This is a genomic window from Thermosipho sp. (in: thermotogales) (assembly GCF_020054775.1).
In the GTDB taxonomy this organism is placed as follows: Bacteria; Thermotogota; Thermotogae; order Thermotogales; family Fervidobacteriaceae; genus Thermosipho; species Thermosipho africanus.
Map to the genome: position 1 here is coordinate 1 of NZ_JAIHAP010000023.1, position 25,632 is coordinate 25,632.

25 protein-coding genes are annotated in these 25,632 nt (G+C 30.6%); 1 reads left to right on the forward strand and 24 read right to left on the reverse strand.

Annotated elements, in window-relative coordinates; translation table 11 throughout:
• The 6 genes from JG780_RS05495 to JG780_RS05520 form a co-directional block, all read right to left on the reverse strand.
• On the reverse strand, positions 1 to 897 hold an 897-nt coding region (locus JG780_RS05495; RefSeq protein WP_287569437.1), incomplete at its 3' end, for an Hpt domain-containing protein.
• Positions 898 to 909: 12 nt separating this feature from the next.
• A complete protein-coding gene (locus JG780_RS05500; protein WP_287569438.1) occupies positions 910 to 2,307 on the reverse strand; it encodes a hypothetical protein in 1,398 nt (465 codons plus the stop codon).
• Positions 2,304 to 3,086 (reverse strand): TlyA family RNA methyltransferase, encoded by a 783-nt coding sequence (locus JG780_RS05505; protein WP_287569439.1) that lies wholly within the window; start codon positions 3,084 to 3,086, stop codon positions 2,304 to 2,306. Before JG780_RS05505 ends, JG780_RS05500 begins: the two co-directional genes overlap by 4 nt.
• Complete coding sequence (locus JG780_RS05510; RefSeq protein WP_287569440.1) at positions 3,083 to 4,417, reverse strand: hypothetical protein; 1,335 nt, start codon at positions 4,415 to 4,417, stop codon at positions 3,083 to 3,085. Before JG780_RS05510 ends, JG780_RS05505 begins: the two co-directional genes overlap by 4 nt.
• Positions 4,312 to 5,046: a tRNA pseudouridine(38-40) synthase TruA gene (truA, locus tag JG780_RS05515; RefSeq protein ID WP_012580066.1), complete on the reverse strand. Its 735-nt coding sequence runs from the start codon at positions 5,044 to 5,046 to the stop codon at positions 4,312 to 4,314. The genes JG780_RS05510 and truA overlap by 106 nt, the downstream gene beginning before the upstream one ends.
• A complete protein-coding gene (locus tag JG780_RS05520) occupies positions 5,043 to 6,698 on the reverse strand; it encodes a sensor domain-containing diguanylate cyclase (protein WP_287569441.1) in 1,656 nt (551 codons plus the stop codon). Before JG780_RS05520 ends, truA begins: the two co-directional genes overlap by 4 nt.
• 101 nt (positions 6,699 to 6,799) lie before the next feature.
• On the opposite strand from JG780_RS05520, the gene JG780_RS05525 reads away from it, so the two are divergent.
• Positions 6,800 to 8,539, forward strand: coding sequence for a M3 family oligoendopeptidase (locus JG780_RS05525; RefSeq protein ID WP_287569442.1), 1,740 nt, complete (start codon positions 6,800 to 6,802; stop codon positions 8,537 to 8,539).
• A gap of 18 nt (positions 8,540 to 8,557) precedes the next feature.
• Here the strand turns inward: JG780_RS05525 and JG780_RS05530 are convergent, their stop codons facing one another.
• From JG780_RS05530 to JG780_RS05615, 18 genes are all read right to left on the reverse strand, one after another.
• Complete coding sequence (locus JG780_RS05530; protein ID WP_287569443.1) at positions 8,558 to 9,802, reverse strand: hypothetical protein; 1,245 nt, start codon at positions 9,800 to 9,802, stop codon at positions 8,558 to 8,560.
• Positions 9,792 to 10,988 carry a DUF58 domain-containing protein gene (locus JG780_RS05535; protein WP_012580062.1) on the reverse strand — a complete coding sequence of 399 codons (1,197 nt, stop codon included), beginning with the start codon at positions 10,986 to 10,988 and terminating at the stop codon, positions 9,792 to 9,794. The genes JG780_RS05530 and JG780_RS05535 overlap by 11 nt, the downstream gene beginning before the upstream one ends.
• Positions 10,989 to 11,906: an AAA family ATPase gene (locus JG780_RS05540; RefSeq protein ID WP_170128445.1), complete on the reverse strand. Its 918-nt coding sequence runs from the start codon at positions 11,904 to 11,906 to the stop codon at positions 10,989 to 10,991.
• 69 nt (positions 11,907 to 11,975) lie between these two features.
• Entirely contained in the window at positions 11,976 to 12,197 is a 222-nt protein-coding gene (locus tag JG780_RS05545) for a hypothetical protein (protein WP_287569444.1), read from the reverse strand.
• A gap of 20 nt (positions 12,198 to 12,217) precedes the next feature.
• Positions 12,218 to 13,309, reverse strand: a complete 1,092-nt coding sequence (locus JG780_RS05550; protein ID WP_287569445.1) for an FtsW/RodA/SpoVE family cell cycle protein — start codon at positions 13,307 to 13,309, stop codon at positions 12,218 to 12,220.
• The gene (gene hemW, locus JG780_RS05555; protein WP_004101376.1) at positions 13,299 to 14,426 is read right to left on the reverse strand and encodes a radical SAM family heme chaperone HemW; all 1,128 of its coding nucleotides are present in this window, start codon (positions 14,424 to 14,426) and stop codon (positions 13,299 to 13,301) included. Before hemW ends, JG780_RS05550 begins: the two co-directional genes overlap by 11 nt.
• Positions 14,395 to 15,171, reverse strand: coding sequence for a hypothetical protein (locus tag JG780_RS05560; protein WP_287569446.1), 777 nt, complete (start codon positions 15,169 to 15,171; stop codon positions 14,395 to 14,397). Before JG780_RS05560 ends, hemW begins: the two co-directional genes overlap by 32 nt.
• A 5-nt stretch (positions 15,172 to 15,176) precedes the next feature.
• A complete protein-coding gene (gene gatB, locus JG780_RS05565; RefSeq protein WP_004101374.1) occupies positions 15,177 to 16,607 on the reverse strand; it encodes an Asp-tRNA(Asn)/Glu-tRNA(Gln) amidotransferase subunit GatB in 1,431 nt (476 codons plus the stop codon).
• On the reverse strand, positions 16,604 to 17,956 hold the full coding sequence (gatA, locus tag JG780_RS05570) for an Asp-tRNA(Asn)/Glu-tRNA(Gln) amidotransferase subunit GatA (protein WP_287569454.1): 1,353 nt from the start codon (positions 17,954 to 17,956) through the stop codon (positions 16,604 to 16,606). The genes gatB and gatA overlap by 4 nt, the downstream gene beginning before the upstream one ends.
• Before the next feature lie 122 nt (positions 17,957 to 18,078).
• Entirely contained in the window at positions 18,079 to 19,263 is a 1,185-nt protein-coding gene (locus JG780_RS05575) for a hypothetical protein (RefSeq protein WP_287569447.1), read from the reverse strand.
• Positions 19,260 to 20,360 (reverse strand): alanyl-tRNA editing protein, encoded by a 1,101-nt coding sequence (locus JG780_RS05580; RefSeq protein ID WP_287569448.1) that lies wholly within the window; start codon positions 20,358 to 20,360, stop codon positions 19,260 to 19,262. Before JG780_RS05580 ends, JG780_RS05575 begins: the two co-directional genes overlap by 4 nt.
• Positions 20,361 to 20,374: 14 nt before the next feature.
• Positions 20,375 to 22,543: a BamA/OMP85 family outer membrane protein gene (locus JG780_RS05585; RefSeq protein ID WP_287569449.1), complete on the reverse strand. Its 2,169-nt coding sequence runs from the start codon at positions 22,541 to 22,543 to the stop codon at positions 20,375 to 20,377.
• A gap of 3 nt (positions 22,544 to 22,546) precedes the next feature.
• Positions 22,547 to 23,077 carry an ATP-binding protein gene (locus JG780_RS05590; protein ID WP_287569450.1) on the reverse strand — a complete coding sequence of 177 codons (531 nt, stop codon included), beginning with the start codon at positions 23,075 to 23,077 and terminating at the stop codon, positions 22,547 to 22,549.
• Positions 23,065 to 23,760 (reverse strand): PHP-associated domain-containing protein, encoded by a 696-nt coding sequence (locus JG780_RS05595; RefSeq protein WP_287569451.1) that lies wholly within the window; start codon positions 23,758 to 23,760, stop codon positions 23,065 to 23,067. The genes JG780_RS05590 and JG780_RS05595 overlap by 13 nt, the downstream gene beginning before the upstream one ends.
• Complete coding sequence (locus JG780_RS05600) at positions 23,757 to 24,086, reverse strand: DRTGG domain-containing protein (protein WP_012580053.1); 330 nt, start codon at positions 24,084 to 24,086, stop codon at positions 23,757 to 23,759. The genes JG780_RS05595 and JG780_RS05600 overlap by 4 nt, the downstream gene beginning before the upstream one ends.
• 22 nt (positions 24,087 to 24,108) lie before the next feature.
• Positions 24,109 to 24,606: a hypothetical protein gene (locus JG780_RS05605; protein WP_287569452.1), complete on the reverse strand. Its 498-nt coding sequence runs from the start codon at positions 24,604 to 24,606 to the stop codon at positions 24,109 to 24,111.
• 4 nt (positions 24,607 to 24,610) lie between these two features.
• Positions 24,611 to 25,180 carry a Holliday junction branch migration protein RuvA gene (gene ruvA / locus JG780_RS05610; protein WP_004101324.1) on the reverse strand — a complete coding sequence of 190 codons (570 nt, stop codon included), beginning with the start codon at positions 25,178 to 25,180 and terminating at the stop codon, positions 24,611 to 24,613.
• The coding region (locus tag JG780_RS05615) for a TatD family hydrolase (protein ID WP_287569453.1) at positions 25,177 to 25,632 on the reverse strand (456 nt) is incomplete at its 5' end. The genes ruvA and JG780_RS05615, both read right to left, overlap by 4 nt.

The window sequence follows — 25,632 nt, forward strand, 5'->3', positions numbered from 1 at the left end:
TTTAACATTTTTCTTTTTCTCTTCATGTTTTTCTTCTTTCGTTTCTTCTTTTTCCTTCTCTTTAACTTCACTTTTATGCTTTATTTCTACTTTCTTTACTATAACTTTCTCAACTTCTGAAATTGCAGAAAGTTTCTCTTGCAATTTTAATGGCTCTACTTTTGCAATAACGTAAAGTTCCACTTCTCTATCAAATTTTTCGTTTTCAATATCTTCTACACTTGGAACACTCTTTATTATTTCTCCACCTAATTCTTCAATCCCATGAAACACCATATACATTCTTGCTGATTTTAATTGCACATTTTCAGCTAAAATAACCTTTGTATAAATAACATCATACCCTTTTTTCTTTGCTTCATTTACAACATGTAAAAGAGCTTCATCTTCTTCATACATGTAATCTGCTTCCTTCTCTGTTTTTTCCTTAGATTCACTTTTTTCAGAATCATTATTAGTCTGAGAAGTTTCAACAGTTCCTGCAGGTTTGGATTCTTTCTTTCCAACATTTTCACCTTGTGCAAGTTTTTCAAAAATCTCAACTAGTCCAGAAACGTCTTCATCTATCTCTTCACTTCCTTCAGATGCTATTTTTTCAAGCATTTTCTCAATTAAATCCAAGCCGTTAAACAGGTAGTCCAACTTGTCTGAATCAATAGAGACCTTTCCGGATCTAACAGCATCCAAGTAATTTTCCATTCTATGACACAATTTTGCCATATTTTCAAATCCCATTGTTCCTGCCATTCCCTTTAAAGTATGCAAAGCTCTAAATGCCACGTTTATATATTCCATATCTTCTGGATTTTTTTCTAAGTCTAATAGAGCGTCGTTCAGTTGTTGAACGTATTCACGACCTTCATCAATAAAAACACTTAAGTATTCTTCATACGACATATATGTCACCTCCTACATTATATCCAAATAATAATTAACAAAAAATCCATCTTTTTCTTGCCAAAAAATCACTTTTGAATCAATATCCATACCCAAAAACTTATATATTAAATCTCCTACATCTAGAAATATTTTAACATCATAATTCTTTTTTCTATCAAGGAAATTATAAGCTGGTATATCCATTAACCTCTTTACCCTAGCTTTTCTTTCATAAATGCTCTTATCTAAATTACTTATAACAAAAAATCCACCATACTCAAAGAAGTAAATATCTACATCATCAGCAATATTCATTAACCACTCATCTTTTATTTTATCATATTTTGCACTATATTTTTCCAATATTTTTTTTATACCAGTTCTTCCATCCGACAATTTAAAAAGAAACGCTAGAGAAACATTTGTAGCATCATCAACATCTCCTACTACATAAAATGTAGACGTTGAATTATTCAATATTGTATTTGTAATTTCATATATTTTTGTGACACTAGTGCTTTCAAAGGTAAATATCCATGGTTTAATAAAGTCAATAGCTTCTTTAGAGTCATCCACACTAATTCCACCAAAATAATTTCCCAAGACTGGAATATTCTCCATTAAATCGTCTATCACATAACTTTTTTCAAAAAACTTATTTGACTTTTGATTTACAGTGATCTTTAAGACACTTTCATCAATTCTACCATAAAACAGCAAATATTCGGTTTTTATATCAGTTTTAATTGTCTCAACCGGAAATGTAATTTTAATTGCATTAGATTTTGAATAACCTAAAAACCAATAGTCTGAAGGTACTTTTTCCAAAATATCAGGATATTTTTTTGTAAATTTTAGTTCATCTGTCATATATGTAGATACTAGATAATCTAAAACGCTTTTACTTCCAGTAACAATTAAATAATTTTTAAATTTAGAAACAAACAAAGAGTCACCTATATTGAATATATTACCATTTAAAGTTATTTTTTCGTCTAACAATGCTCCAAGATAATATGCTAAATCCGTTGCATTTTCCGTTTCAAAAATCAAAGCAGAGTCTTTTGAAAGGTTGCGTATGATGTCAATGTAATAGTTCAAATCAAAAGATACATTTTCATCTATTCTTATTTCCCCACCTTTTGACAAAAATAAAATATTCGATGAAAGTGAATCTAGAAAGATTTCTTTTTTCAGTCCACTTTCATAATCTACGTTTTCTAAATAACTTAAGAGATAATTTTCAAAAGCAAGTCCGTTATCAGAAACAATGAAATTTAAAAATGGGACATTTTTTATCTTTTCTATACTTCCTATTTCATTATTAAAATGTATAAAAATATCAAAATCGTATGGGACAAAATTTAAGATGTTTGAAAATGAAAATATTGATAAATATATTAGAAGAAAAATTCCTATCTTTCTCATTTCAACTCCTCCCATGCTCTATCAATTACTTCATCTATTTTCAGAGTCACTTCTTTCTTTATATTTAACAAATGCAAAAAATACTCTATATTACCATCGGTACCTGTTATTTTTGAAAAATCAATATTTATTGGTGATAAACCAACTTCTTTTGCACTATCAATAATATCATATAAAACCTCTTTGTGTACACTTTTGTCCCTAACAATTCCACCTTTTCCAACTTTTTCTTTACCCGCTTCAAATTGAGGCTTTACAAGAACTACTGCTTCACCATCCTCTTTTAATATTTCCTTTATCGTTGGAAAAATTTTTTTCAAAGAAATAAATGAAACATCACAAACCGCCAAATCTACCTTTTCAGGTAGTTTTAAATTTCTTGCATTAGTCTTTTCCATAACGACAACTCTATCATCACTTCTTAATTTCCAATGAAGTTGATTATATCCAACATCAACGCAATACACCTTTTTAGCTCCATGTTGTAATAAAAAATCTGTAAACCCTCCCGTGGATGCACCTATGTCACAAGCTACTCTTTCTTCAATTTTAAATTTAAACGATTCCCATGCCCCTTCTATTTTATAGCCACCCCTACTAACATACTTTTCAGTTTCTTTTATCCTTATATTTGACTCAACATCAACAAGCTTTCCCGGTTTATCTACCAATTGTTCATTAACAAAAACATTACCACTCATTATAATCCTCTTGGCTTTTTCTCTTGATTCTATCAACCCTCTTTCAACGAGTAAAACGTCCAAACGTTCCTTCTTCATTTTCTTATCCTCCATGTCCCATTTTCTAATACTATATAGTAATAGTTATTTCCAACAATTACTTCTCTAAATCCACTTATCTTGAAATCTTCAAAATAATAATCTATTCCATCAAACCAAACATTTTTATACCTCGGTCTTAGGACTATTCCATCCACAAACTTTATACTGTCATTTATCAGAATAAAGTCCCTATTTTCATTATAATTTTCAAGTATGCGCCCAGTTTTTGTATCAAGTTTCACAATTTTATCCGTTGTTCTTATGTACAAAGCATCTTTCAAAAATCCTACTCCAAGAACCTTTTTATATTTCCCTTCAAATAACTTTCTCCTTTTTGTTAGATCAAATAGTACAACATTCCCATTTAAAAAAGCAAAAGAAACAAGCCCGTCTTTATAATACCAATCAAAAGGTACACTATCAAATTCATATCGCCAAAGCTGATATATATCACTTATACTTCCATCAGAATACAAAACAAAACCATTAAAAACATCTAATACTGGGATTTTATTTTGACTTAAAATACCATTTTCATACCAAAAATTTCTCGAAATAACTATACCTTTATCAACATACAAGGGAATCTCTGGAAAATCTATATTAAACGATTTACCGATAACTTGTTTTCCATCATAATAATAATCTCCAAATACTCCAAAAACTCCTACAAGTAAATTATCTTCCTTTTCAATTTTCAAATCCTTTCCAACGTAAAGCTCTTGTCCTTCAACTGTATGGAACCCTTCTGAAAAAGTATAAACTTTCCCTTCAATCTCTACTTTATAACTTCCTTTTTTATGGTTTATAATAAACGGATATATTTGATTTTCAACTATATAACTCTGATTTGTAATTGGATCAAAAGCAATAGATTTATCTGGTAAAGTTTGATCTTCAAATAAATTTTCCAAAGTTTGATACAATAAAGTCAAATCTAAAGAAGGACTTTTAAAATTATCAATATCCACATCCTTGTAAATTACTCTCCAAGCAATTTTTTCACCCTTTGATATAAAAATATAAACTTTTTCACCATCTCCTATAAGATATCCTTTTCTATGAAAATACTCTTCTAATTCAAGCTTATATTCTCTTGGACCTTCATATAATAATGTTAAAACAGGTTGTTTCATCCATGATGAAATAATTTCGCTTGCCTCTTTTGTAACTTTATCTCCCATGAAAAAGATAACACCACTAGCCTCAATAGTTAACCCCATTAAAATAAGACTTTGTATAAGTACAATCCATGTGGTGGCGCGGTACCAGCCGCTTCTTGCCTTGAGCGTTTCTCTAAGACTTCCAAAATTTTTTCTGGTTTCCATTGACCTAATCCCACCCTAACAAGACTTCCAACTATATTTCTTACCATACTTCTTAAAAAAGATCTACCTTCTACTCTAATTAGTATTAAACCTTTTTTCAAAGTCAAAATCCTTATTCTGTAAATTGTTCTAACCGGATTTTTTTCATCTTTGCCTTTTTTAAATGAAGAAAAATCATGCTCGCCTTCTAAAAAACTTGCAGCCTTTCTCATTGCTTCAATATCTAAATCATATCTAAAATTCCAAACATAATTTCTCATGAAAACATCCTTTTCATTAGTGCTAATAAAATAATGATAAATTCTCTTAGTCGCCGCAAATCTTGGATTAAAGCTCTTGTCTACTACCCAAGCCTTTTTTACATAAATATCATCAGGCAAATTCGCATTCAAGGCATTTTTTATATCTGTTTCGGTTAATCTTTCAATTGGACAATTAAAAGCTGCAACCTGACCATTTGCATGAACACCCGCATCTGTTCTTCCAGCAGCTTGAGTATATATTCTCTCTTTAAAAATTCTTTCCAAAGCATCTTCTAAATCACCCTGAACTGTCCTTACATTAGGTTGACCTTGATACCCAAAAAACTTTGTGCCATCGTATGCAAATTCAATAGCAAATCGTTTCATTTAATCATAGTCCTCCCACCACCAGATTTTTTTGCAACCAATAAAGCTTCTTTTGCTTCTCTGAGAAGTTCAAAAAAAGATTTATTTTGTCCTGGTTCTTTATACGCTACTCCTATACTGGTTGAAACATCTTCAAACTTATCCTTTAATGATTCTCCAAATTTTCCAAAGACCGTTAATGCTCTTAGTTTATTCGTATTAGGCATGAAAAACACAAAATTTTCACCATTCAATTTGTAGAAATAAACATTTTTAATATCTTTAAAATACTCAGTTATAAAATTTGATACATGTTCTGCAAATTCTGGACCTTTTTTAATATTAATCTTATCAAAATCATCGATATCTAAAAATGCAACTGATGCCTCATCATTTTCGCTTATTATACTATCACAAAGCCTTACAAATTCAGGATATGTAGTCATATTTACTTCACTTTTTGAAATTAGATATTTTGCATATGGAGTTTTTCTTAAAAATTGAACTACAAACCATGACAAAAACTTTAATAATTTTAATTCGTTAGAAACAGGCCTTCTACCAGATATTGGTTTATCAAAACTAATGTATCCAACTATCCTTGAATTTTCATCAATTAGAGGAACAAGTAATAAATCTTTTGGATTCCAAGAATTTTCATAATTAAAATCTGTGTAATAATCGTCAAAAACATATACACCTTCTGCATCTAAAGAAATTGAACCCTCCGGAATAAAATAAACCCCTTCAACCTCAAACCTTTTAGAAAACAAAGGAAGAACATTTTCAATACTTACCTGCTGATTTTTAAGATTGTTAAATACCTCTTCCTCAAGCCCATAGCCAGCTACTCTTATTACTCTATTCTTTTCATAATCCATAATACTAAGCAAAGCTGTCTCAAAACCCGATATCTCACAAATAACTTCCAAAATTTTATTTAACTGTCCATCAAAATTCAAAGATTTTTCTTTAAAAGCAAGATCTAGCAACAACAAAAAATTATCATTTTCTTTTTTTAGTTTTTCCCTTTCAATCTTTTCAAGAATACTCATATTAAAACTATCTGCATACAGAATAATAAGAATTAGATATAAAGAATATGTCAAAAAAAACAATATAAAGTTAGACAATTTTATTTCAGAATATAAATAAACATTAGCTACTAATAATGCTCCAAGAGATATCATAACATAACTATTAAATATTGCAGTTAAGTATAATTTAATATCTTTGAAAAAGTAAAAAAACAAGTACATAAAATTAGTTATTATTACTCCCAAGGTAAAAAAAGGAATTCTTAAATAATCGTGCGGTACACTGTAAAATAAATAGGTCCCGAAAGAATACATTAACAATCGCATTGATAACCTTGTTAAACGATGCTCTTTTTGAAAAATCAAGTAAAAAATAGGAGTTAATAATGCAATTGTTTCTGGAGAAATAAAAAGTAGAGAAGGAATTATAACCAGCATCTCAAACATGAAACTTGCCCTATTAAGTTTCAAATCAATCAAACTAGTAAAATAAAGCAGCAGTAAAAAAGTTATATCGTAAAACCAGATTGTAGTAAAGACAAATCGCTTAGACAAAATTAAAAACACTACTGCAGCTATAATTGAGACAATTGATAAAATCTTCTTGTTCTTAATAGCAATCCCCCCCACAACCATTTACTATAATATTTTAACATTTTTTATTGAAAATTTGACGATTTTTTTTGAAACATGTTAGAATAAAAGTAACAAGATTATCTACAAAGGAGGAATTTAACATGAAGTGGGATTTAACAGTTTTTTACGAAACACCAGATATTGAAAAAATAAAAAAAGATCTAGAAGATATTTTTAAAAGAGCAACAAACTTCGTTGAAAAATATGAAAAATTAATCAATGAAAATATTTCAGCTGAACAGGTAAGAAATTATTTCAAAGAATTTGAACAATTAATGGAAGATGGTTTAAAACCTATACAATATTCGAGTCTTCTATTTTCTGAAAATACAACAGATAAAGTTGCACAACAACTATATGGAATTTCCGAACAATATGGCTCAAAAATTTCTGAAATACTTTCTCCACTACAATCTGCTTTTGCACAACTTTCGGAAGAAAAGCTAGATAGCCTCTCAAAAGAAATTTCTGAATACTCATACGCTATAGAAAAAATAAAACTTGAGAAAAAGCATATTCTGTCAAAAGATGCAGAAAGAATTCTCGCTGCCACAAGCATTTCAAGAAGAGATGCACTTTCAAATTTGTATGAAAAATTGACTTCATCTTATAGATTCAAAATTGAAATTGATGGTGAAGAAAAAGAGTTATCTGGAAGTCAAATAAGAGCTTTAAGAAGATCCCCAGATGGAAATTTAAGAAAAAAAGCTATGAAACTCTTCTTTGAAAGGTACAAAGCCGATGAAATAACCATAGGTGAAACTTACAACATAGTAGTAAAAGACTATGACACAGAAGCAAGATTAAGAAATTACCCAAAACCAATTTCTATGAGAAACTTAGAAAATGCTGTATCAGACGAAAGTGTTGAAAAACTCATTGAGATAACCACAGAAAACACAAACATAGTCCACAAATACTACAAGTGGAAAGCTCAAGAAATGAATGAAGAACTCACACTTGCTGACATTTATGCACCATTTAGTAGCTCAGAAAAAAAGTATACATTCGATGAAGCAAAAGAAATTGTTTTAGACGCATATTATAGTTTTGATGAAAAGGCAGGAAAAATAGTTGAAAGTTTCTTTAAAGAAAATAGAATCCACTCTGAAATTGTTCCTGGAAAAGTTGGTGGAGCATTTTGTTCATATTATACGACTCAAATCAAACCTTTTGTTCTTTTAAACTTCAATGGTAATATTAACGATGTTATGACATTGGCTCACGAGTTAGGACATGGACTCCATGGGACACTATCCCAAAAACAAAGTTTCATAAATTACCATACACCTCTTACTATGGCAGAACTTGCATCCGTTTTTGGTGAATTTCTAGTTTTTGATAAGATAAAAAATGAACTTGAGGGAAAAGAAAAGAAACACTTTATTGCTTCCACACTTGAAGATACATTTGCTACAATGTTCAGACAAAACATGTTTGCAAGATTTGAAATACAAGCTCATGAACTTATAGAAAAAAATGGAATGGCAAGTTTCGAAGAACTCTCAAAACTATATGAAAATGAATTAAAAATAATGTTTGCAGATAGTGTTAAAATACCTGAAGAATATACATATGAATGGTCATCCATTCCACACATTTTCCACACACCATTTTATGTCTACGCATACAACTATGCCAATTGCCTTGTAATAGGACTTTATCAGAAATACCTTGAAATGGGTAAAAAATTTGTTCCAAAATATATTGAACTACTTGAATCAGGTGGAAAAGACAGCCCAGAAAAGCTACTTAACAAGATAGGGATTGATATAACAAAAGAAGAATTCTGGCAAGGTGCATTTGAATTCCTAAATAACATGCTCAATGAAATAATATAACAATACACAGTCCCCCCTCTAAACTTGAGAGGGGGCTGTGTATTTTTCAATTAATTCCTTAAGTTTCTGCTTTGCAACTTCTAAATTAAAAGTTACATCTTCAAGTTTATATTGGCTTTTTACAAAAATTTCCGTAAAATATTCCAAATTTTTGTCATTTATAATATTCATCAATTCATAAGGAGTCAAATAGAAAAATTCTTTAAAGATTTTTGCCCTTAAGTAAACATAAGCCCGCCTTATAAAATCTCTACCATCCTCTATATCTATTAAATCCTCAAAAGTATCTTCTGACTTCCAAATATTTTCTTTCCCCTTTATGACTTCTACTTGTTTTTTGGTGGCACTTAAAAACATAAAAAGCACGTACAGTGAAATTGCAAATACAATTACCGATATTATGTTAATAAATCTTAAAATATAAATTGGTTTAATCAACGGCTTTTCTTCAATAGTAATTTCAGTCTTAGTTGCTTGCATGTTTTTTTCATACTCGCCAGGCCTAAGCTTTTCTACCACACTATTTGAGGCACCAAAAGCTAGTAAATAACTATTGTCAGTTTTTACTATGTACGGAACTAAAACAAAGTATATTAAAAAAGCGTATAAAAATGTTAAAAATCCAATAGCTAAAATTTTAAAAGAAAAATCCTTTTTCAACCTCAAAAATATATACAAAATTATTAGACCAGCCAAGGAAACAAAAAACAAACCAAAAATCTTGCTCTTTTCAAGGTTAGAATCCTCAGAAACTGTCACATCAGTAATAACCTGTTTTTTAACTTCCTCTTTTTTGACTGGCTCAGTTGAATTTTCCTGGACTTTAGACGATTGTATCATATCTACTTGTGGATTTTGGGTAACCTCATATTCTACTGTTCCAACACTTTTTATAGGTGAAAAAATGCTTGGTATAAAAATGAGCGGAATTAAAAAAAGTAAAATATATGATCTTTTTCTAAAAATATAAAGAAAGACAATTAACGAAGAAATTAATGCAACTTTTATACTATAAAAAAAAGCTGCAACTGATAAAAACGCAATCAAAAAATATTCTTTGGCTCTCACTTTTTCATATAAATAAATTAAAAAGACAGGGAAAGGATTTTTAAACCAAATAATACTCAAAACAACCGCAAAAAAATACAACCATTTAAATCTATAAAAAGATAAAAAAAGTAGCGTAAATAGTATTACAAAAAGTATGTTAATCTTCCAAAATGAAAAAGAAACTAAAAAAACTGTCAATGTATCAATTAACAAGTTCTATTCCCTCCTGAAGTAACATATTTTCCAAATATACGATCACATGAATATCATTTTCCCTCAAAATCGCACAGTTTTTCTTTATTGCCTCGATATCTTGCGGAATGTCTAAATAACTCTTAAATTTTTTGGTATTATACCTTCTAAAACCATAAGGCATAACAAGTATTATTATTCTAGAAACCCTTTCTCTAATACGCATAATTTTCTCCAGATCTTTCTCACTAAGAAACATTGTAATAATAAGAAGAGTGTCATTAAAAATTATTTCCCTCTCTATTTCGTTATAAACTTCAAAACTAAAGCCTTCTAAAGAACCATATGAAGTGGATAAAACTTCATAATAGTCTATCCAATCGCTTGAAAATTCCTTTTTTATTCCTTCAGACGTATCAGCTATCAACTTAACAGGAATATTTCTAGCGGAAACTTCTTTTACAATGCTATTTGCTGCAAGTATTGCATCTTCTACATATTTGTTTAATATCGGTCTCCATGCAGTCTTAGAAAAGATCTGCGAGTGTAGGTTTAAAAATAACCCCAGAAATAATCTACCCTGAGAAGTATATTCTGTTTGTTTTACATAAATATCTCCAAGTTTTGCAGAAATCTTCCAATTTATCATCTTTATAGGATCTTTTTCATACTTTCTTACTCCTATAATACTTGTTGGATCTTCTAAAAGTCTTATTTTCGAAACAACATTTGGAACTAAATCAAGTAATTTTTCTTTTCTAAAATAAACTTCCTCATAATTAGGAAAAACCTTTACCTGTATATCTTTCTTCTCAACTTTCTTTATTATATTAAAAAAGGCAGCATCATACTTTAGAAAAAATTTCTCAATATTAAATTTTCCTCTCTTTGCAAAACTATGTTTTAATACAGCAACATCTTTTAAATACACTTTCCCCTCTCCAAGCTCTGGAACAGACAAATGCAGTGGTACTTTCCCTCCACAAAGAGATATAATTAAATTAAAATCTTCGTCTATAAAAACTCTATCTTTATCCAATTTCACATCAATATCAATATCCTTAAATATATTTACAATCCTTGAATAATTAACCCATTGAATGATAACAAAAGCATCGAGGAAAATTGTAAAACCATTTATTCTAAAAAAATTCAAAAATAAAACTATAACAGTCAAAAATACTAGCCTGACATTTTCAATCTGCATTTACTTCACCACTTTTACTTCTTCCAAAATTTCTTCAATCACCTTGTATTTATCAACTTTCTTTATTCTAGCTTCAACGCTTAAAATGATCCTGTGATTCAATACATAAGGTGCAAGGTATTTAACATCATCAGGTAAAACAAAATCTCTTCCATGTAAATATGCATATGCTCTTGAAATATTCAATAAAAATATAGAACCCCTTGGACTTGAACCTACCATAATATCCTTATGCTTTCTTGTAGCACTAACTATATCAACTATATATCTCATTATATCATCAGAAACCTTAACATTTTTTACATTAGAAAGATGATTTAAAAACTCCTCTTTTGAAACTACGGAGCCAAGTTCAACAATAGGATGTTCATAGAGCTGAGAATAAAGCATCTCTTTTTCAGCCGCCTCGTCTGGATATCCCAATGATAATTTCACCATGAATCTATCAAGTTGTGCTTCAGGAAGCGGAAAGGTACCTTCCGATTCAATAGGGTTTTGAGTTGCTATCGTAAAAAAAACATCATAAAGCTTGTGAGTTATGCCATCCACAGTTACTTGACTTTCTGCCATTGCCTCAAGTAATGCCGATTGAGTTCTAGGAGTTGCCCTATTAATTTCATCTGCCAGCAAAACATTCGTAAATATAGGTCCTTTATTAAAAACAAACTCCCCACTTTCTTTATCAAAAATATACAAACCCGTCACATCTGATGGTAAAAGATCAGGTGTAAATTGAACCCTTTTAAAATCCAAAGAAAACGTTTTTGATAGGGCTCTTGCAAGCATTGTTTTTCCAACACCGGGAACATCCTCAAGTAATACATGTCCACCTGAAAAAAGCGCCGCAACAATAATTTTTATCTTCTCTTCTTTTCCTTTAATAACAACTGAGACATTTTTGACAATTTTTTCTAGTATATCCAAGTGTATCCCCCTCTTTGTTAATATATTCTTTAAAAAAAGCTAGTGGCTCAGAGCCACTAGCTTTCATGCTAATTGATCAATACTTTTTCCTGTGTACAACTGTGATGCGATCCTTACTAATTTTAAATTCATTTTGTTTTGTTGATAAGTCATAAAGCTTAAAAGTTGAGCCATCTGATCCTTTGTCATTACAGGTGCTTTTACATTAGCTGCTACATTTTTGCCTGAGCTAATCTGCAAAGTATTGACTGAACTGTAAACATTGTTTATACCATTTACTCTCAAATTATCACCTCCCAAAATAATTATCGACCACGTTCAATAAAAATTTCACTAAAAATTATACCAAATCCTATCGAAAAAGATAAAATAGAACTGCCACCATAGCTTACAAAAGGAAGAGGAATCCCCGTAATTGGAAACAATCCACTAACAACACCAGTATTTACTACAACTTGAAGCATCATAAGTGTTGAAAATCCCCAAATAAAGTATCTAATAAATTCATTATCAATCTCATCTGAAATTTTTATTAAAGAAGTAACTATCGCAAGATAAGATAAAATTACAATTATTATTCCCAAATATCCGAAGCTTTCACCAATTGTTGCAAGAATGAAATCAGACTCTGCCTGTGGAACATGTATATAATATTTACCTAAAGCCGGTCCGGAACCAATGATTCCACCATTTCCTATCGCCTCATAAGCTTTCTCAAGCTGCCAGGGAATTTCGTTTGAAACATAATTTTTTATTCTTCCTATCTGATAGCTATGGATTAGGCCAAATTGAACCCCAAATATAAACAGCAATCCAATCAATACAAATAAAAATAATACATGAGAAAAACGTGTACCTCCAAAATAAAGCATTACAACCGCTGTCAAAAATATTATAAAAGTAGTGCTTAAATCAGGTTCAACAAATATTAATAACAAAATTGGAGAAATTAAAAGTAGCGGCTTTATCAAACCATCCCAAAAAGAAGATAGTTTTTCTTTATTATCCTTTATATAATGGGCTATAAAGTAAATAACAAATATTTTAGCTAACTCTGAAGGCTGAAATGTATTACCAGAAACTTCTATCCAGCGTCTTGCACCATTCTTATAACTTGAAAATGGACCATACAAAGGCAAAACAAGCATTGCCAAAACAATTATGTAAAAAAACCAGACATATTTTTTATCTTCTATAAACCTCTCAGGTAAAAAGAAAATAATTAATAACGCCAAAATCATACTTAAACTTATGTAAACTATATATTTAAAGAAAAAATTTGAATTACTACCAGTAGAATAATATTCTCTTGCAAAATCTATACTATACAAAGCAACTGATGCAATTATAAATAACACAAATATTGCAGTAACTAAAAGCATAATACTATATCTCATAAAAGTCCTCCCAGATTTCAAGTAGATTTGTAAAGAAAATTGAGGAAAAATCCATACCCATTTCGTTTAACTTTTGACCATCAAAAAAATCATACTTTTTCTTTAATAGTTCAATTACTTTTTCAAATCCTGGGAGTATAGGTAACAGTTTTCTATCTATTCCCCATTTTGTTCTAAGCATCATAAAAATACTTTCTAATACTTCACGTTCCAAAGTGTTCTCATTTTCATAACTTCTGGGAAATTTGTCATGTTTTAACATAGAATAATAAGTTTCAAAATCCGAAACGTTATTATATCTAAGATTTCCTATATGTCCTCCGGATGATAATCCTAGTCCTATATAATCTAGATTTGCCCAGTAAACCAAATTATGTTTACTATAATTTTTATCTAAAGCAAAATTCGAAATTTCATATCTTTCATACCCTTCAGATTTCAAAAAATCAAGTAACACCTCATATCTGTTATAAGATTCTTCTGGAATTTTCTTGTAAAAATTTGAAAGAATTGTACCCTCATGAATTTCTAGTAAGTATACAGAAATATGTGGTGGATGATTTTCTCGAATAAACTTTACAATTTCTTCTATACTACTCCAGCTTTCTCCAGGAAGACCTATTATAAAATCTACATTAACATTTTCAAAATATTCCCTTGCAACATTATAAGCTTTCAACGCTTGGGCTGAATCATGGCTTCGCCCAGCTTTTTTTAAAACTTCATTATCAAATGACTGAATCCCTATACTTAATCTACTAACACCTATTTCTTTGTAAAACTGTGCTTTTTGCCTGTCAAAAGAGTCAGGATTTACCTCTATAGTAAATTCTTCAAGAATCAAATACTTTTCTAGCTTTTTTACTAACTGTTCTATATAATGTTCATTAATATAACTTGGTGTTCCACCACCTATATAAAGTGTTCTAATACCCCTTTTTAAATAATCACCATAGAGCTCAATTTCTTTTGAAAGAGCATTAATATAATTTTCTACACTTCCTTCTTCATAACTTACAAAATCACAGTAGTAACACTTTTTTTTACAAAATGGTATGTGTATATACACTGAAAGAGTGTTGACATTACCAATTAAATCTGAAAGCAATTTTTCCATCCCAGACTAAAAATTCCCCTTTCAAAGGAACTATAAACTTTACTCCGAACAAATAATTTATATTAAATATATCATTAGTTGATGAGTAAATATATCCGTATCCAAACCCCCTAAACTCACCCGCTGAAAAATATTTCCTTGCTCCAATATTCAAATAAAAACCGCCAAAATCCGTTCCCAACCCCGCTAATATTCCTTGCTGTAGAGAATTATCTAAAGAATACAAATATCCTAAAAAGTTCTTTCCATTTAGCAAAAGAATATATCCAGAAAAATCTTTGTACTTAACAAAATATCTATCAAGCGAATATCCAAAATCTTTTCCTTTTCTTAAAAATAACTTTTCAGCACTTAAAGATATCGGACCAACAGCAACAAAGGAATTAGAATTCGATGTAAAGAAACTGTATTGGTCAGAAACAAAAAACTCCAAACCTTGGCTTGATGTTGGAAAATTCAGATTTTCATAACCTATAGATAAATAGATACCAAAATTTGTACCGGCAAAAAGGGAAAAATTCATATTCTCTACTTTGGCCGGCTTTTTTATTTTCAAAAAACCTAGTTTTTGTTCTGTGTAATATGTAGTATTTGTAGCATACGAATATCCAACACCAAAGCCATCACCCAAGACTAAAAATATTGGCGAATGATTAATAATTATAGTATTATCAAAAACCAAAAAATTCCCAGAAAAAGCAAAAATACCAAACAATATTAATAATATTACATTTAGTTTTTTCATAAATATCAGTCCCCTAGAAGTTTTTTTGCTATTTCGTTTACAACTTTTGGATCAGCTTTTCCCTTAGTTTGTTTCATCACACCACCAACAAAAAATCCAAGTAAGCCTTTTTTACCATTTCTATAAGCTTCAACTTTATCAGGATTTTCTTCTAACATTTTCTTGAGAATTTCTTCTATTAACGATGCATCGCCAACAACTTCAATATTTTTTTCTTTTACAACTTCCTTAGGAGATTTCCCCGTTTTGTATACTTCTTCAAATACCTCTTTTGCAATATTTCTTGTAATTTTCCCCGAAGAAATTAAATCAAACAATTCTTTAAAGTGTATAGGCTTTATTTTTAATTCTTCAAAATTACTTTCTGCACTTTCATACTTTAAAAGCTCTGTTAAGAACCAATTTGAAGTTTCTTTTGGATCATTTGTAACTTCAACACATTCTTCATAAAAATCTGCAAGGCCCTTAGATGAAGTTAAAATATTTGCTTCATATTCTGACAAGTTATAATCTTTCATAAAACGTTCTTTCTTTTGATCTGGAAGTTCAGGCATTTTTTCTACAATTTTCTTTATTTCATCGGATGATAACACAACAGGAGGAATATCCGGCTCAGGGAAATATCTATAATCATTTGCTTCTTCCTTGCTCCTCATTGAAATTGTCGTTTTTGTAGATAAATCCCAACCTCTTGTCTCCTTTTCTACATCCTTTCCTTCAAGCATTGCATTTTTTATTCTTTCAAATTCAAATTCAAGTGCTTTCTCAACAAATTTAAAAGAATTCATATTTTTAACTTCCACTTTGTTACTTTGCCTATTAGTTTCAGTATCTATAACAGAAATATTTGCATCACATCTTAAAGCACCTTTTTCCATATCACCGGTACTTACACCCAAATATCTCAATATTTGTCTCAACTTCTCTAAAAATTTTCTTGCCTGCTCTGGAGACTTAATATCTGGTTCTGTTACAATTTCAGCCAAAGGAACACCACATCTGTTCATATCTACAAGTGAACTTTCAGCTTCTGTAATCATTTCAGAAGAATGAACAAGCTTTCCAGCATCCTCTTCAAGATGAATTCTATTAATCCTTATCTTTTCGCCATCAAGTTCTAAATAGCCATCATTTGCAAGAGGATAAAAATATTGAGTTATCTGATACCCCTTAGGAAGATCTGGATAAAAGTAATTCTTCCTATCAAATCTTGTATATTCATTTATTCTACAATTCAATGCACTTGCAAGTAATATTCCATACTCATACATTTCCTTTGAAGGAACTGGAAGGGCCCCTGGTTGCCCGGTACATACAGGACAAATAGCACTGTTTGGCTCAAGTTCAAATACATCAGCCGGGCAAGAACAAAATGCCTTTGTCTTAGTATTAAGTTGAACATGTATTTCAAGTCCAATTACAGGTTTAAATCTCATATTTTCTCCTCCCCTGGTAAAACAACTGGAATATCTTTTTCTATATAATTTGCAAATCCGAGAACCTTTGCATCATCAAATCGTTTCCCCATTATCTGCATTCCTACTGGTAGTCCATTAGAAAATCCAAAAGGAATACTAATTGCAGGAATACCTGCTAAATTTGCAGGAATTGTAAAAATATCCATCATATAGTAAACAAGTGGATCTTTCACTTCACCAATTTTGAATGCAGTAATTGGAGAAGTAGGAGTTATAATAAAATCATATTCCTTCAATAAGTCATTCAATTTATTTGAGATGATCCTTCTTACCTTTTGTGCTTTTTCAAAATATGCATCATAATATGCCGCACTCAATGTAAATGTCCCAATCATTATCCTTCTGATTACCTCTTTTCCAAGATTTTTTCTACTATTCAAATATGTTTGCAATAACCCATCTTGTTCATCTCTTTTACCATACCTTATTCCATCAAATCTTGAAAGGTTAGAACTTACTTCTGATGGAGCAATTATATAGTAAGTTGCAACTGAATATGAAAGTTCTTTAAAAGATACCTTATCTACTTTAATTCCCTTTCTTTGCAAAAATTTTACAAATTCTTCGAATCTTTCTTTTACCCCTTCTTCAACTCCTTCTGCAAAAACCTCTTCTGGATAAGCTACTTTAACGTTTGAAAAATCACTTTCAAGATATTCCTCAAAATTTATCTTTCTATCAACAGTTGTTGCATCTTTTTCATCTTTTCCATATATTACATTCATTAGGTATGCTGCATCTTTTGTTGTTTTTGTAATAGGTCCTATTTGATCAAGGGATGACGCAAATGCAACAAGGCCATATCTTGAGACCAGCCCATAGGTTGGTTTAAAACCAACAACTCCACAAAATGCGGCAGGCTGTCGTATAGATCCTCCTGTGTCACTTCCGAGCGCAGCAACAACTTGTCCACTGGCGACAGCTGCCGCAGATCCCCCACTGCTCCCCCCGGCCACTCTTTCATGATCCCAAGGATTTTTTGTTACAAAAAATGCAGAATATTCTGTTCCAGTCCCCATTGCAAATTCATCTAAGTTTGTTTTTCCGACTATTGCAAAGTCATTTGCGATTAATTTTTCAACCACTGTTGCATTATATGGGGGCACAAAATTCTCTAAAATTTTTGAGGCACAAGTTGTTCTAATTCCCTTTGTTACAATATTATCCTTTATCGCTATAGGTATTTTGCCATTTGCATTTTCAACTACCGTTATAAAAGCATTTATCTTTTCATCGATCTTCTTTATTCTTGAAATAGACTCTCCAACAAAAGACCTGTTTTCTTTTAAAACATCAGATATAGTCATATCTTTGAAATTTTTCAACTAAATCACCTCGTCCGTTAATTTTTTACAAGTTTCAATTATATATTATAACATAAGCCCCCTCTTTTTCTCTACGAGGGGGCTTGTTCTAAATTAATTATTTTTCATTTTAGTACAGCTTTTTCTATGAGTTTCCCATATTTAAAATATCCATAAAATTTGAAATAAGACTCACTATCAATTCCTATAAAATTAAATATCATAGGTCTTAAATTCACAAATAACCCCACCACATAATCAGAACTGTAATTTTCTTTTATGAAATCCTTATCACCAGCCACATATTCATCAGGTGATACTCCATAGAATGTTATCTTTTCATTTGAAAGATTAATGTATAAAATAGGTGTTCCTTCATCTGTTTCGACAATTCCATATTTCTTACCACCAATATTTTCAAATCTCTTTTCCCCTTCAATCATATCCCACGATGGATTATTGTAATAAACCACACCGTAGAATGGAACATTAGAAACTTGCATTCCAGATAAAGCATTTGTTAAAACACTTGATATATCACCGCATATATAAGCTGTTCCACTAAAACCTTCCAAAACCTCAGGTAAATCAACTGGTAGACTCTTCAAAAATGAATCAGGTAATTTTCTATTAATAAAGCCAAATAAATCTCCACCAATATTTTCATCCTTTAGAATGTCAATTCCATTTTTTGATCCAATATCATTAAAAATCTGCTTAGTTTTATCATCTTGCGGAACAATCTCTTGATGGAATTCTACCTCGTTACCTTTTAAAGTGGCATATCCAAAGCCCTTTACTTTAAAATCTTCCTCATTCGTATTAATATATGAAACAGCAAGATAACCTTTATTCAAGAAATCTTCCAATTCCTCAGGAAGAGTTCCTCCTCCATAATTTTCGCCAACGACAAAATATCCATCAATAATCTTTACCTCTTCTGGAAGGCTTTGTCCTGAAAAGTTCTCAAAAAGCTCCTTAATTTTATTTGGATTCTTTGATGGACCTAAAACTAAAAGTGTACTCTCTTTTCCAGCTACAATAAGTAGTTCTTTAAAAATATCCAAATCATCTAAAGTATATCCTTGCATCATTAATTGTTGCTCAATTACTCCAGTAAACATTTGCTCAAGTCCTATTTGATTTGCCAAAATATCTCCTGCATTAGTTTGCTTTACTGCATCATACAACTTTGAAATATCTGGTATATACATTACAACATCATATTCTTTGGGCATAAAATCTAATGCATTGGAAAAAAGAAGTATACCAAACAATACCACTCCAAATAAAACAGTTAATTTTTTCATTTTAACGCCTCCAAGATCATATATATATTTACACCATCACTAGGTAAATAACTTCCCTTTTCTTTTCCTCCTCCACCTTTTCCACCAAATCTTTCTCTAAGATCATATATTATATCCCTTACTATATACTTTGAAGAATTTGATGTAAAACTGTAACTTTTGCCATCATATAACACGAGAAGTCCTTCTTTATCAAAATACTTTGGAATATATCTCAAAATTTCTGGTTCTTCCTGAAGAAAATAAACATCTTCTCTTAATTTTTTTAGATCATCTTTTTTGTAAAATGATAGCTTTTCCGCCAAATTTTCAAGTCTCGAAGATTTTTCTTTCACTTCTCTCAAAAGGGATTTAACCTTGTCTTCAACTTCGAAGATTGAACTTGTAAGGCTTACCGAAATATTTTTAAGTATTTTAGAATACTTTCTAAAATATTCCATCGCCTTAAATCCTGCAACAAAATAAACCCTAGTTAATTCTCCTTTTACTTTTTCTGTTTTTAAAATTTTCAAAAGTCCTATTTGGCCCGTGTTCTCAACGTGATATCCTCCACAAGGGGAATAATCATACTCACCAATTTTTATTATCCTTACCATTCCTTCAACTTTATCACTTAATTTCTTCCTTAAAGGGAATCTATCAATCTCTTCCTTTTCAACCAATATTTCTTGAACATCAACACATTCAGTAATTATACTATTTACTCTTTCTTCAACTTCATTCAATAATTCTTCCACAACGTAAGGAACATTTAAATCAATAGTAGTATATTCAAATCCCATTCTAAATCCAACAGTACTTATATCTGCAAGCTCTTCAAATACAGCCGACAAAATGTGCTGTGCTGTATGATGTTGCCTTACAAACAACTGATGATTTAAATCTATCTCAACATCATTTTCTCCGAGATCTACCTCCCTATCAATTTCATGATAGATTTTACCATTCTTTGACATTACTGATAAAACGCTAGCATTACCTATTTTTCCTCTATCTCCTAATTGTCCACCTTTATAGTCAACATAAAATGGACTTTCAGAAGAAATTGCAAAAATTTTTCCTTTTTCTTTCAAAACTTCTTCAATCCTTATTTTCAACAGCTAGACCTCCCTTAAAATGTTTTACCCATTAGGAAGAAAAAGTTCCAATTATCATTGTAATATGCTTCTCCAAATCTCAAAAGGCCAAACATTGGGACATTAATTCCAAGCTCAACCCCAAATGAATAATTCCACTTATCAAAGATATAATCTTCTCCTGCATATGCAAAATCTGAAAATAGAGCAACATAGAACGGCATATTAGTATTTTCTTTTAAAACATACCTTAAATCATTATTTAATAACAATGTTTTGTTACCTTCTAAAGTTGCACCTCTAAGACCATTTAAACCGTTTAAATAATTGTAAATTGTACTTCCTTCTTCTTGGAAAAGTTGGGAAGCATATAACCTTGAAGCAACTACTATGTTGCTAAATGGAATATGTAAAGAAAATTCTTCTTGAAGTTTTAAAGCAACTGGTGCATCACCTGTTAATTTAAAATATTTTTGTCCCACAAAATTTAAATTAATTCCTTTTGTAGGAATAATCAAATCATCAAGATTCTCATAATTGTACCCAACAAGTACATTTGCACCAAAATACTCTGTCGGAGTTGCAGAAATAGTTTTCTTGTAATTTACGCCCCCTCCAAAACTAAAACTGTTGTTGTTTATCTTTAAAGTGCTAAGAGAAACATTAAAACCAAAATTATTACTCGTTGCATCTTCCAATGAATCACTCTTATAACTATAATTTAAAGTACTGCCAAAAATTACAGGTTTTCCAAAAGGCTTCCTTATTGAATATTCCAAACCAACAACCTTATTAGCCAATCCAAGTGAAACATTTAAGCCTATTGTTTGTCCAAGTCCAAAAGGATTAGTCGTTTTTAGTTGCATTTGGGCCGCAAAACCTTCATACCAAGGTCTATCATCTCCAGGAGGTCCCCAAGCACCTCCTCCAATAAAATTAAACCTTTTTTCTTTTTCTTTAACAATCAATGTTACATCTAAAGTATCGGTCGAAGAAGGAGTTATGTCAAAATCTATGTTTTCAAAAAATTGAGCCTTATAGATCTCAACGTATGTATCTCTAAGACTATTTCTATTTGCATAATCACCTGGCTTAACTTTTATTAAATCATCAAATGTATATTCCTTTGTCCTGGTTAAACCGTCAATGTTTAATCTTCCAAATTTATACTCCAAAACTTCAACTTTAAAAATTCCATTTTCAAGTTTTGGATTAATCTCAATAAAATATTCTTTTGAATCGTACCAACTTTTTACTTTTTGAACAATATTTAAAAGCTCGATATTTGTAAAGGTTCCCGATAACGTTTCTAAATCACTAAAGTCATTTAATGTATTACCTTCAATATCAACCTTTTGTATATAAACTGGCTCCCTTGTAATGGTATTTTGAACAATTACGAAATTCAATTTTTTAGAAGGTTTCTCCGTATCCGCCTCTAAAAATTGTAAATTCGTATATGGAGAAAAATATACATATTTACTTAATTGCTGGTAAACTTTTTGTATGTCTGAAAGTTTTGGATAGTAATCTTTTTCACTGTCGAATAATCTCAAAAACCAATTTTTTTCAAGATAATCTTTGTATTCTTTTATTTTAGTTTCTTTCTTAATATCAGATAAAACTTCCTCTATACCTTTTGTGTTTCCAGAAAATTCTATATCGTATAATGCATATTCTGTTACTTTAAAAGTTACTTCTGTTGACCCAACAGTACCGCTAACGTATACAAATGCTTGATCCTTATTTTTAGAAAATACATTAGCAACAAGATATCCATTGTCTTTATACAGCTTTGTTATATTTTCAATACTCTCTTTAAACTTTACAAAACTAAAAGGCTTACCCTCCTTCAATGTAATTGATGATTCAAGAGTCTCTTTTTCAATTAACCCAACTCCATTAATTTCTAAACTAACATTTTCTATTTTTCTATTTTCAACAACATTTATGACTAATTCAACAACATTATCTTTTTCAACTTTTTCCCATTCAACACTTGAAAAATAACCTGTTGATTTTAAATTCCTTACAATGTTATTTATAGCATAATCATTTACATCCATTCCTAAATAATCTTCATATGCAAATTTTAAATCCTTCTCGCTGAGAGAACTTAATCCATTAAAAGATACTTTCTCAAGCACAAATGAAAATGATAAAACAAAAAAAAGGCTCAAAACAACAACCAACGCTTTTTTCATAACCTAACCTCCTTGTTTTTCTAATTCTTCGATCATTTCCTTTAAAATGTTAATTTTTTCTGCACTATCTAGACTTCCTAAGTACTTTTTAACAACTTCACTACTAATTTCATAGCAGTCATTATACCTACATCTTTTGATTGTCAAATTAACATCTTGGTTCATTAAAAGAGTTAAAAATACCATTGTTAAGTCTCCCACAGGTTGACAATCAATGTGGGATTTTTTAAAATTTGCATAGACTTTTGTCCCTATTCCAAGCTTTGTTTCAATTTTTACCTCTCCTCCTGTCATTTCTGCCGCTTGCTTTAAAAATGGCAATCCTAAACCAAACCTTCGAATCTCTTTAGATCTTGTTGTATAGAAAGGATCAAACACCTTATCAACATCCTTTATACCCGGTCCATCATCAGCGACAATAAATGTGAACTCATCATCTGTTTCATTTATCTCCAAAGTTACATTTTTTGCCCCCGCTTTAATTGAATTTTCAGTAATATCTTGAACATGGTCAGCAAGAGTTACAAGTCCCATATAGTTTTCACCTTGCCTTCAATAATACTATCTAAAATATTTTTCACGCTTTTTTCACCTTCAATTATACTATACCTTTCACCAATTTGATTTATAAAATGTGCATCAGAAGAACTTAGAGCAACAAAGCCATGTTTTCTCGCCAAAAACAAATCATCTTTACTGTTAACTTCCACAACTTTCACATCTTCATTTGGAAAAATTCCCAGTTGATATAAAACACCAAATTTTCTTGAAATATGAGCATATACGGGAATACCATTATACTTATTTATTAAATTAACGGCTTGACTTAAGGATAAATCGGTAGGAAAAGAAAGGGGGATAAGTTCCATACCAACAAACTCGTCTTTTTCATTTACATAAAGTTGATAACCAAATTTTTCAGGATCGTATTTAATCTTTGGAAGGTGAGTATAAACAATATCGGTTAAATTTTCTAGCGAATCTATATCATAGAAATATCCTAAAATATGGACATCTTCAATTGTTTGTATCTCGATGCCTGGAATTACTACCTTTCCAAATTCTTTTAACACATTTGAAAATATTCTTACATTTTTTCCACTGTTATGATCACAAAGGGCAATTACATCAAGGAATGAATTTTTAAAAACACCAGGTACCATTGAAATATTGGCACATGGTGAAAGGCAAGAATGAACATGTAAGTCGCATTTCATATTATTCCAAGTGAATAGATTTTGCCTGAAACCACAAAAGAACTTTCATTTGATTTTAAAAGACTAATTCCTTCTTCCTTTGCTTTTTCAATTGTATCAGGCGAATACTCTAGTCCTTCACACAAAACAATAGCCTTTATTCCAACCATTGAAGCGACTGCAATAATATTTACATGATTTTGCACTGTGATCCAGATAGAATCACTTTTGGCATTTTTCATTACCATACTTAACAAATCACCGGTACAACCATGGAGAATATCGCAATCCTCACTTAGATAAACCACTTCTGCATTTATCTTTTCTATAATTTCGGATAATTTCATTTTCACACCTCTCATATTTCATTTATGCAGTTTGATCAAACAATATTCCAAGTAAATATTTTGGAAAACTCATACCAAACTGCAAAGCATTTTTTGCTATTTCAAGCATTAAAATCTGCCTCTCCAATTCTTCTCTTTTTACTGGGTCCTCTTCAATTTGTAATTTTAACTGCAGCTGCCTAATTTTTTCAGAAACATGTTTTGTATCAACCTTTAACCCTTCATTTTCAGAATTTTCCTTGTCTTGATCATTTTTTCCAGGAATATACATCCAAACTCTTGTCTTACCTGCAACAGCAGCAAGAAAAGAGCCTCTTTTCCTAAGATCAAGATATATTCCACCATATATAATATATCCGCCTTCTTTTTGGGCTTTTCTTTCAAAGGCATAATAATTGCTCAATTCTTGAGATAAAACTCTTAAAACACTCCTACTTGCCGGCGCACCATGAGAAAGGCCCGGCTCTCCAGGATCAAGCTTATAACCAAGCATTGGATTTGAAATAGCAGATACTTTCATAGTATCACCTGCTTAAAAATCTCAACGCCTTTTTAATAATATCATCTAACTTATCGTCCTTTGCAGCAACTTTATTTACAGCCTTTTTAGCCTGATTCCTATTAAATCCCAAAGTAACCAATGCTTCTATAGCTTCTAGGACTTTCCTATCTTTTTCATTAATACTTACATCTAACTCTTTAATTGTATCTTTTAGTTCTAAAACTATTCTCTCTGCAGTTTTTGGCCCTATTCCAGGTAGGCTCGAGAGTGCCTTTACATCTTCATTGATTATAGCACTTACGACTGACTCAACACTGTTTGATGAAATAATCTTTAAAGCACTTTTTGGTCCAAGTTTGTTCACACCAATCAACTTTTCAAAAAGTTTTAGTTTAATAACCTCTAAAAAGCCATACAAACTTATTCCATCATCATTTACAACCATTTTTGTATATATCTTTACATTCCTATTTATATATTCCTCAAAATCTCCCGTATCTCCTACAATTATTTCATATATTAAATCATTTACATTTACATATACCTTACCATTTTCTATACTTTCAACTTTTCCATTCAAAGCATGAATCATATATTCACCCCAAATAATTCCTTAGCATTATTTATTAACTTTTCAGAAACATCTTCACCGATCAATTTATTTATTTCTTCTACTACATATTTTACATATGAGGGCTCATTTCTCTTTCCTCTATAAGGTTGTGGAGGAAGATATGGACAATCAGTTTCAGTAACTATATTTTCCTCTCCAATTAATCTTACAATATCTCTTAATTGCTGATTTTTCTTGTATGTTAACGGCCCACCAATTCCTAGATAAAAACCTAATTTAACAAATTTTAAAGCATACTCTCTATCACCACTAAAGGAATGAATTACACCATTAAACGGACCAATCATTTCAAGTATACTGTATGCATCTTCATATGCCTCTCTAACATGAACAACAACTGGTAAATTCAAATCCTTTGCAAGCATTAACTGCTCTGCAAATACCTTCTGCTGTACTTCTTTTGGGGAAAA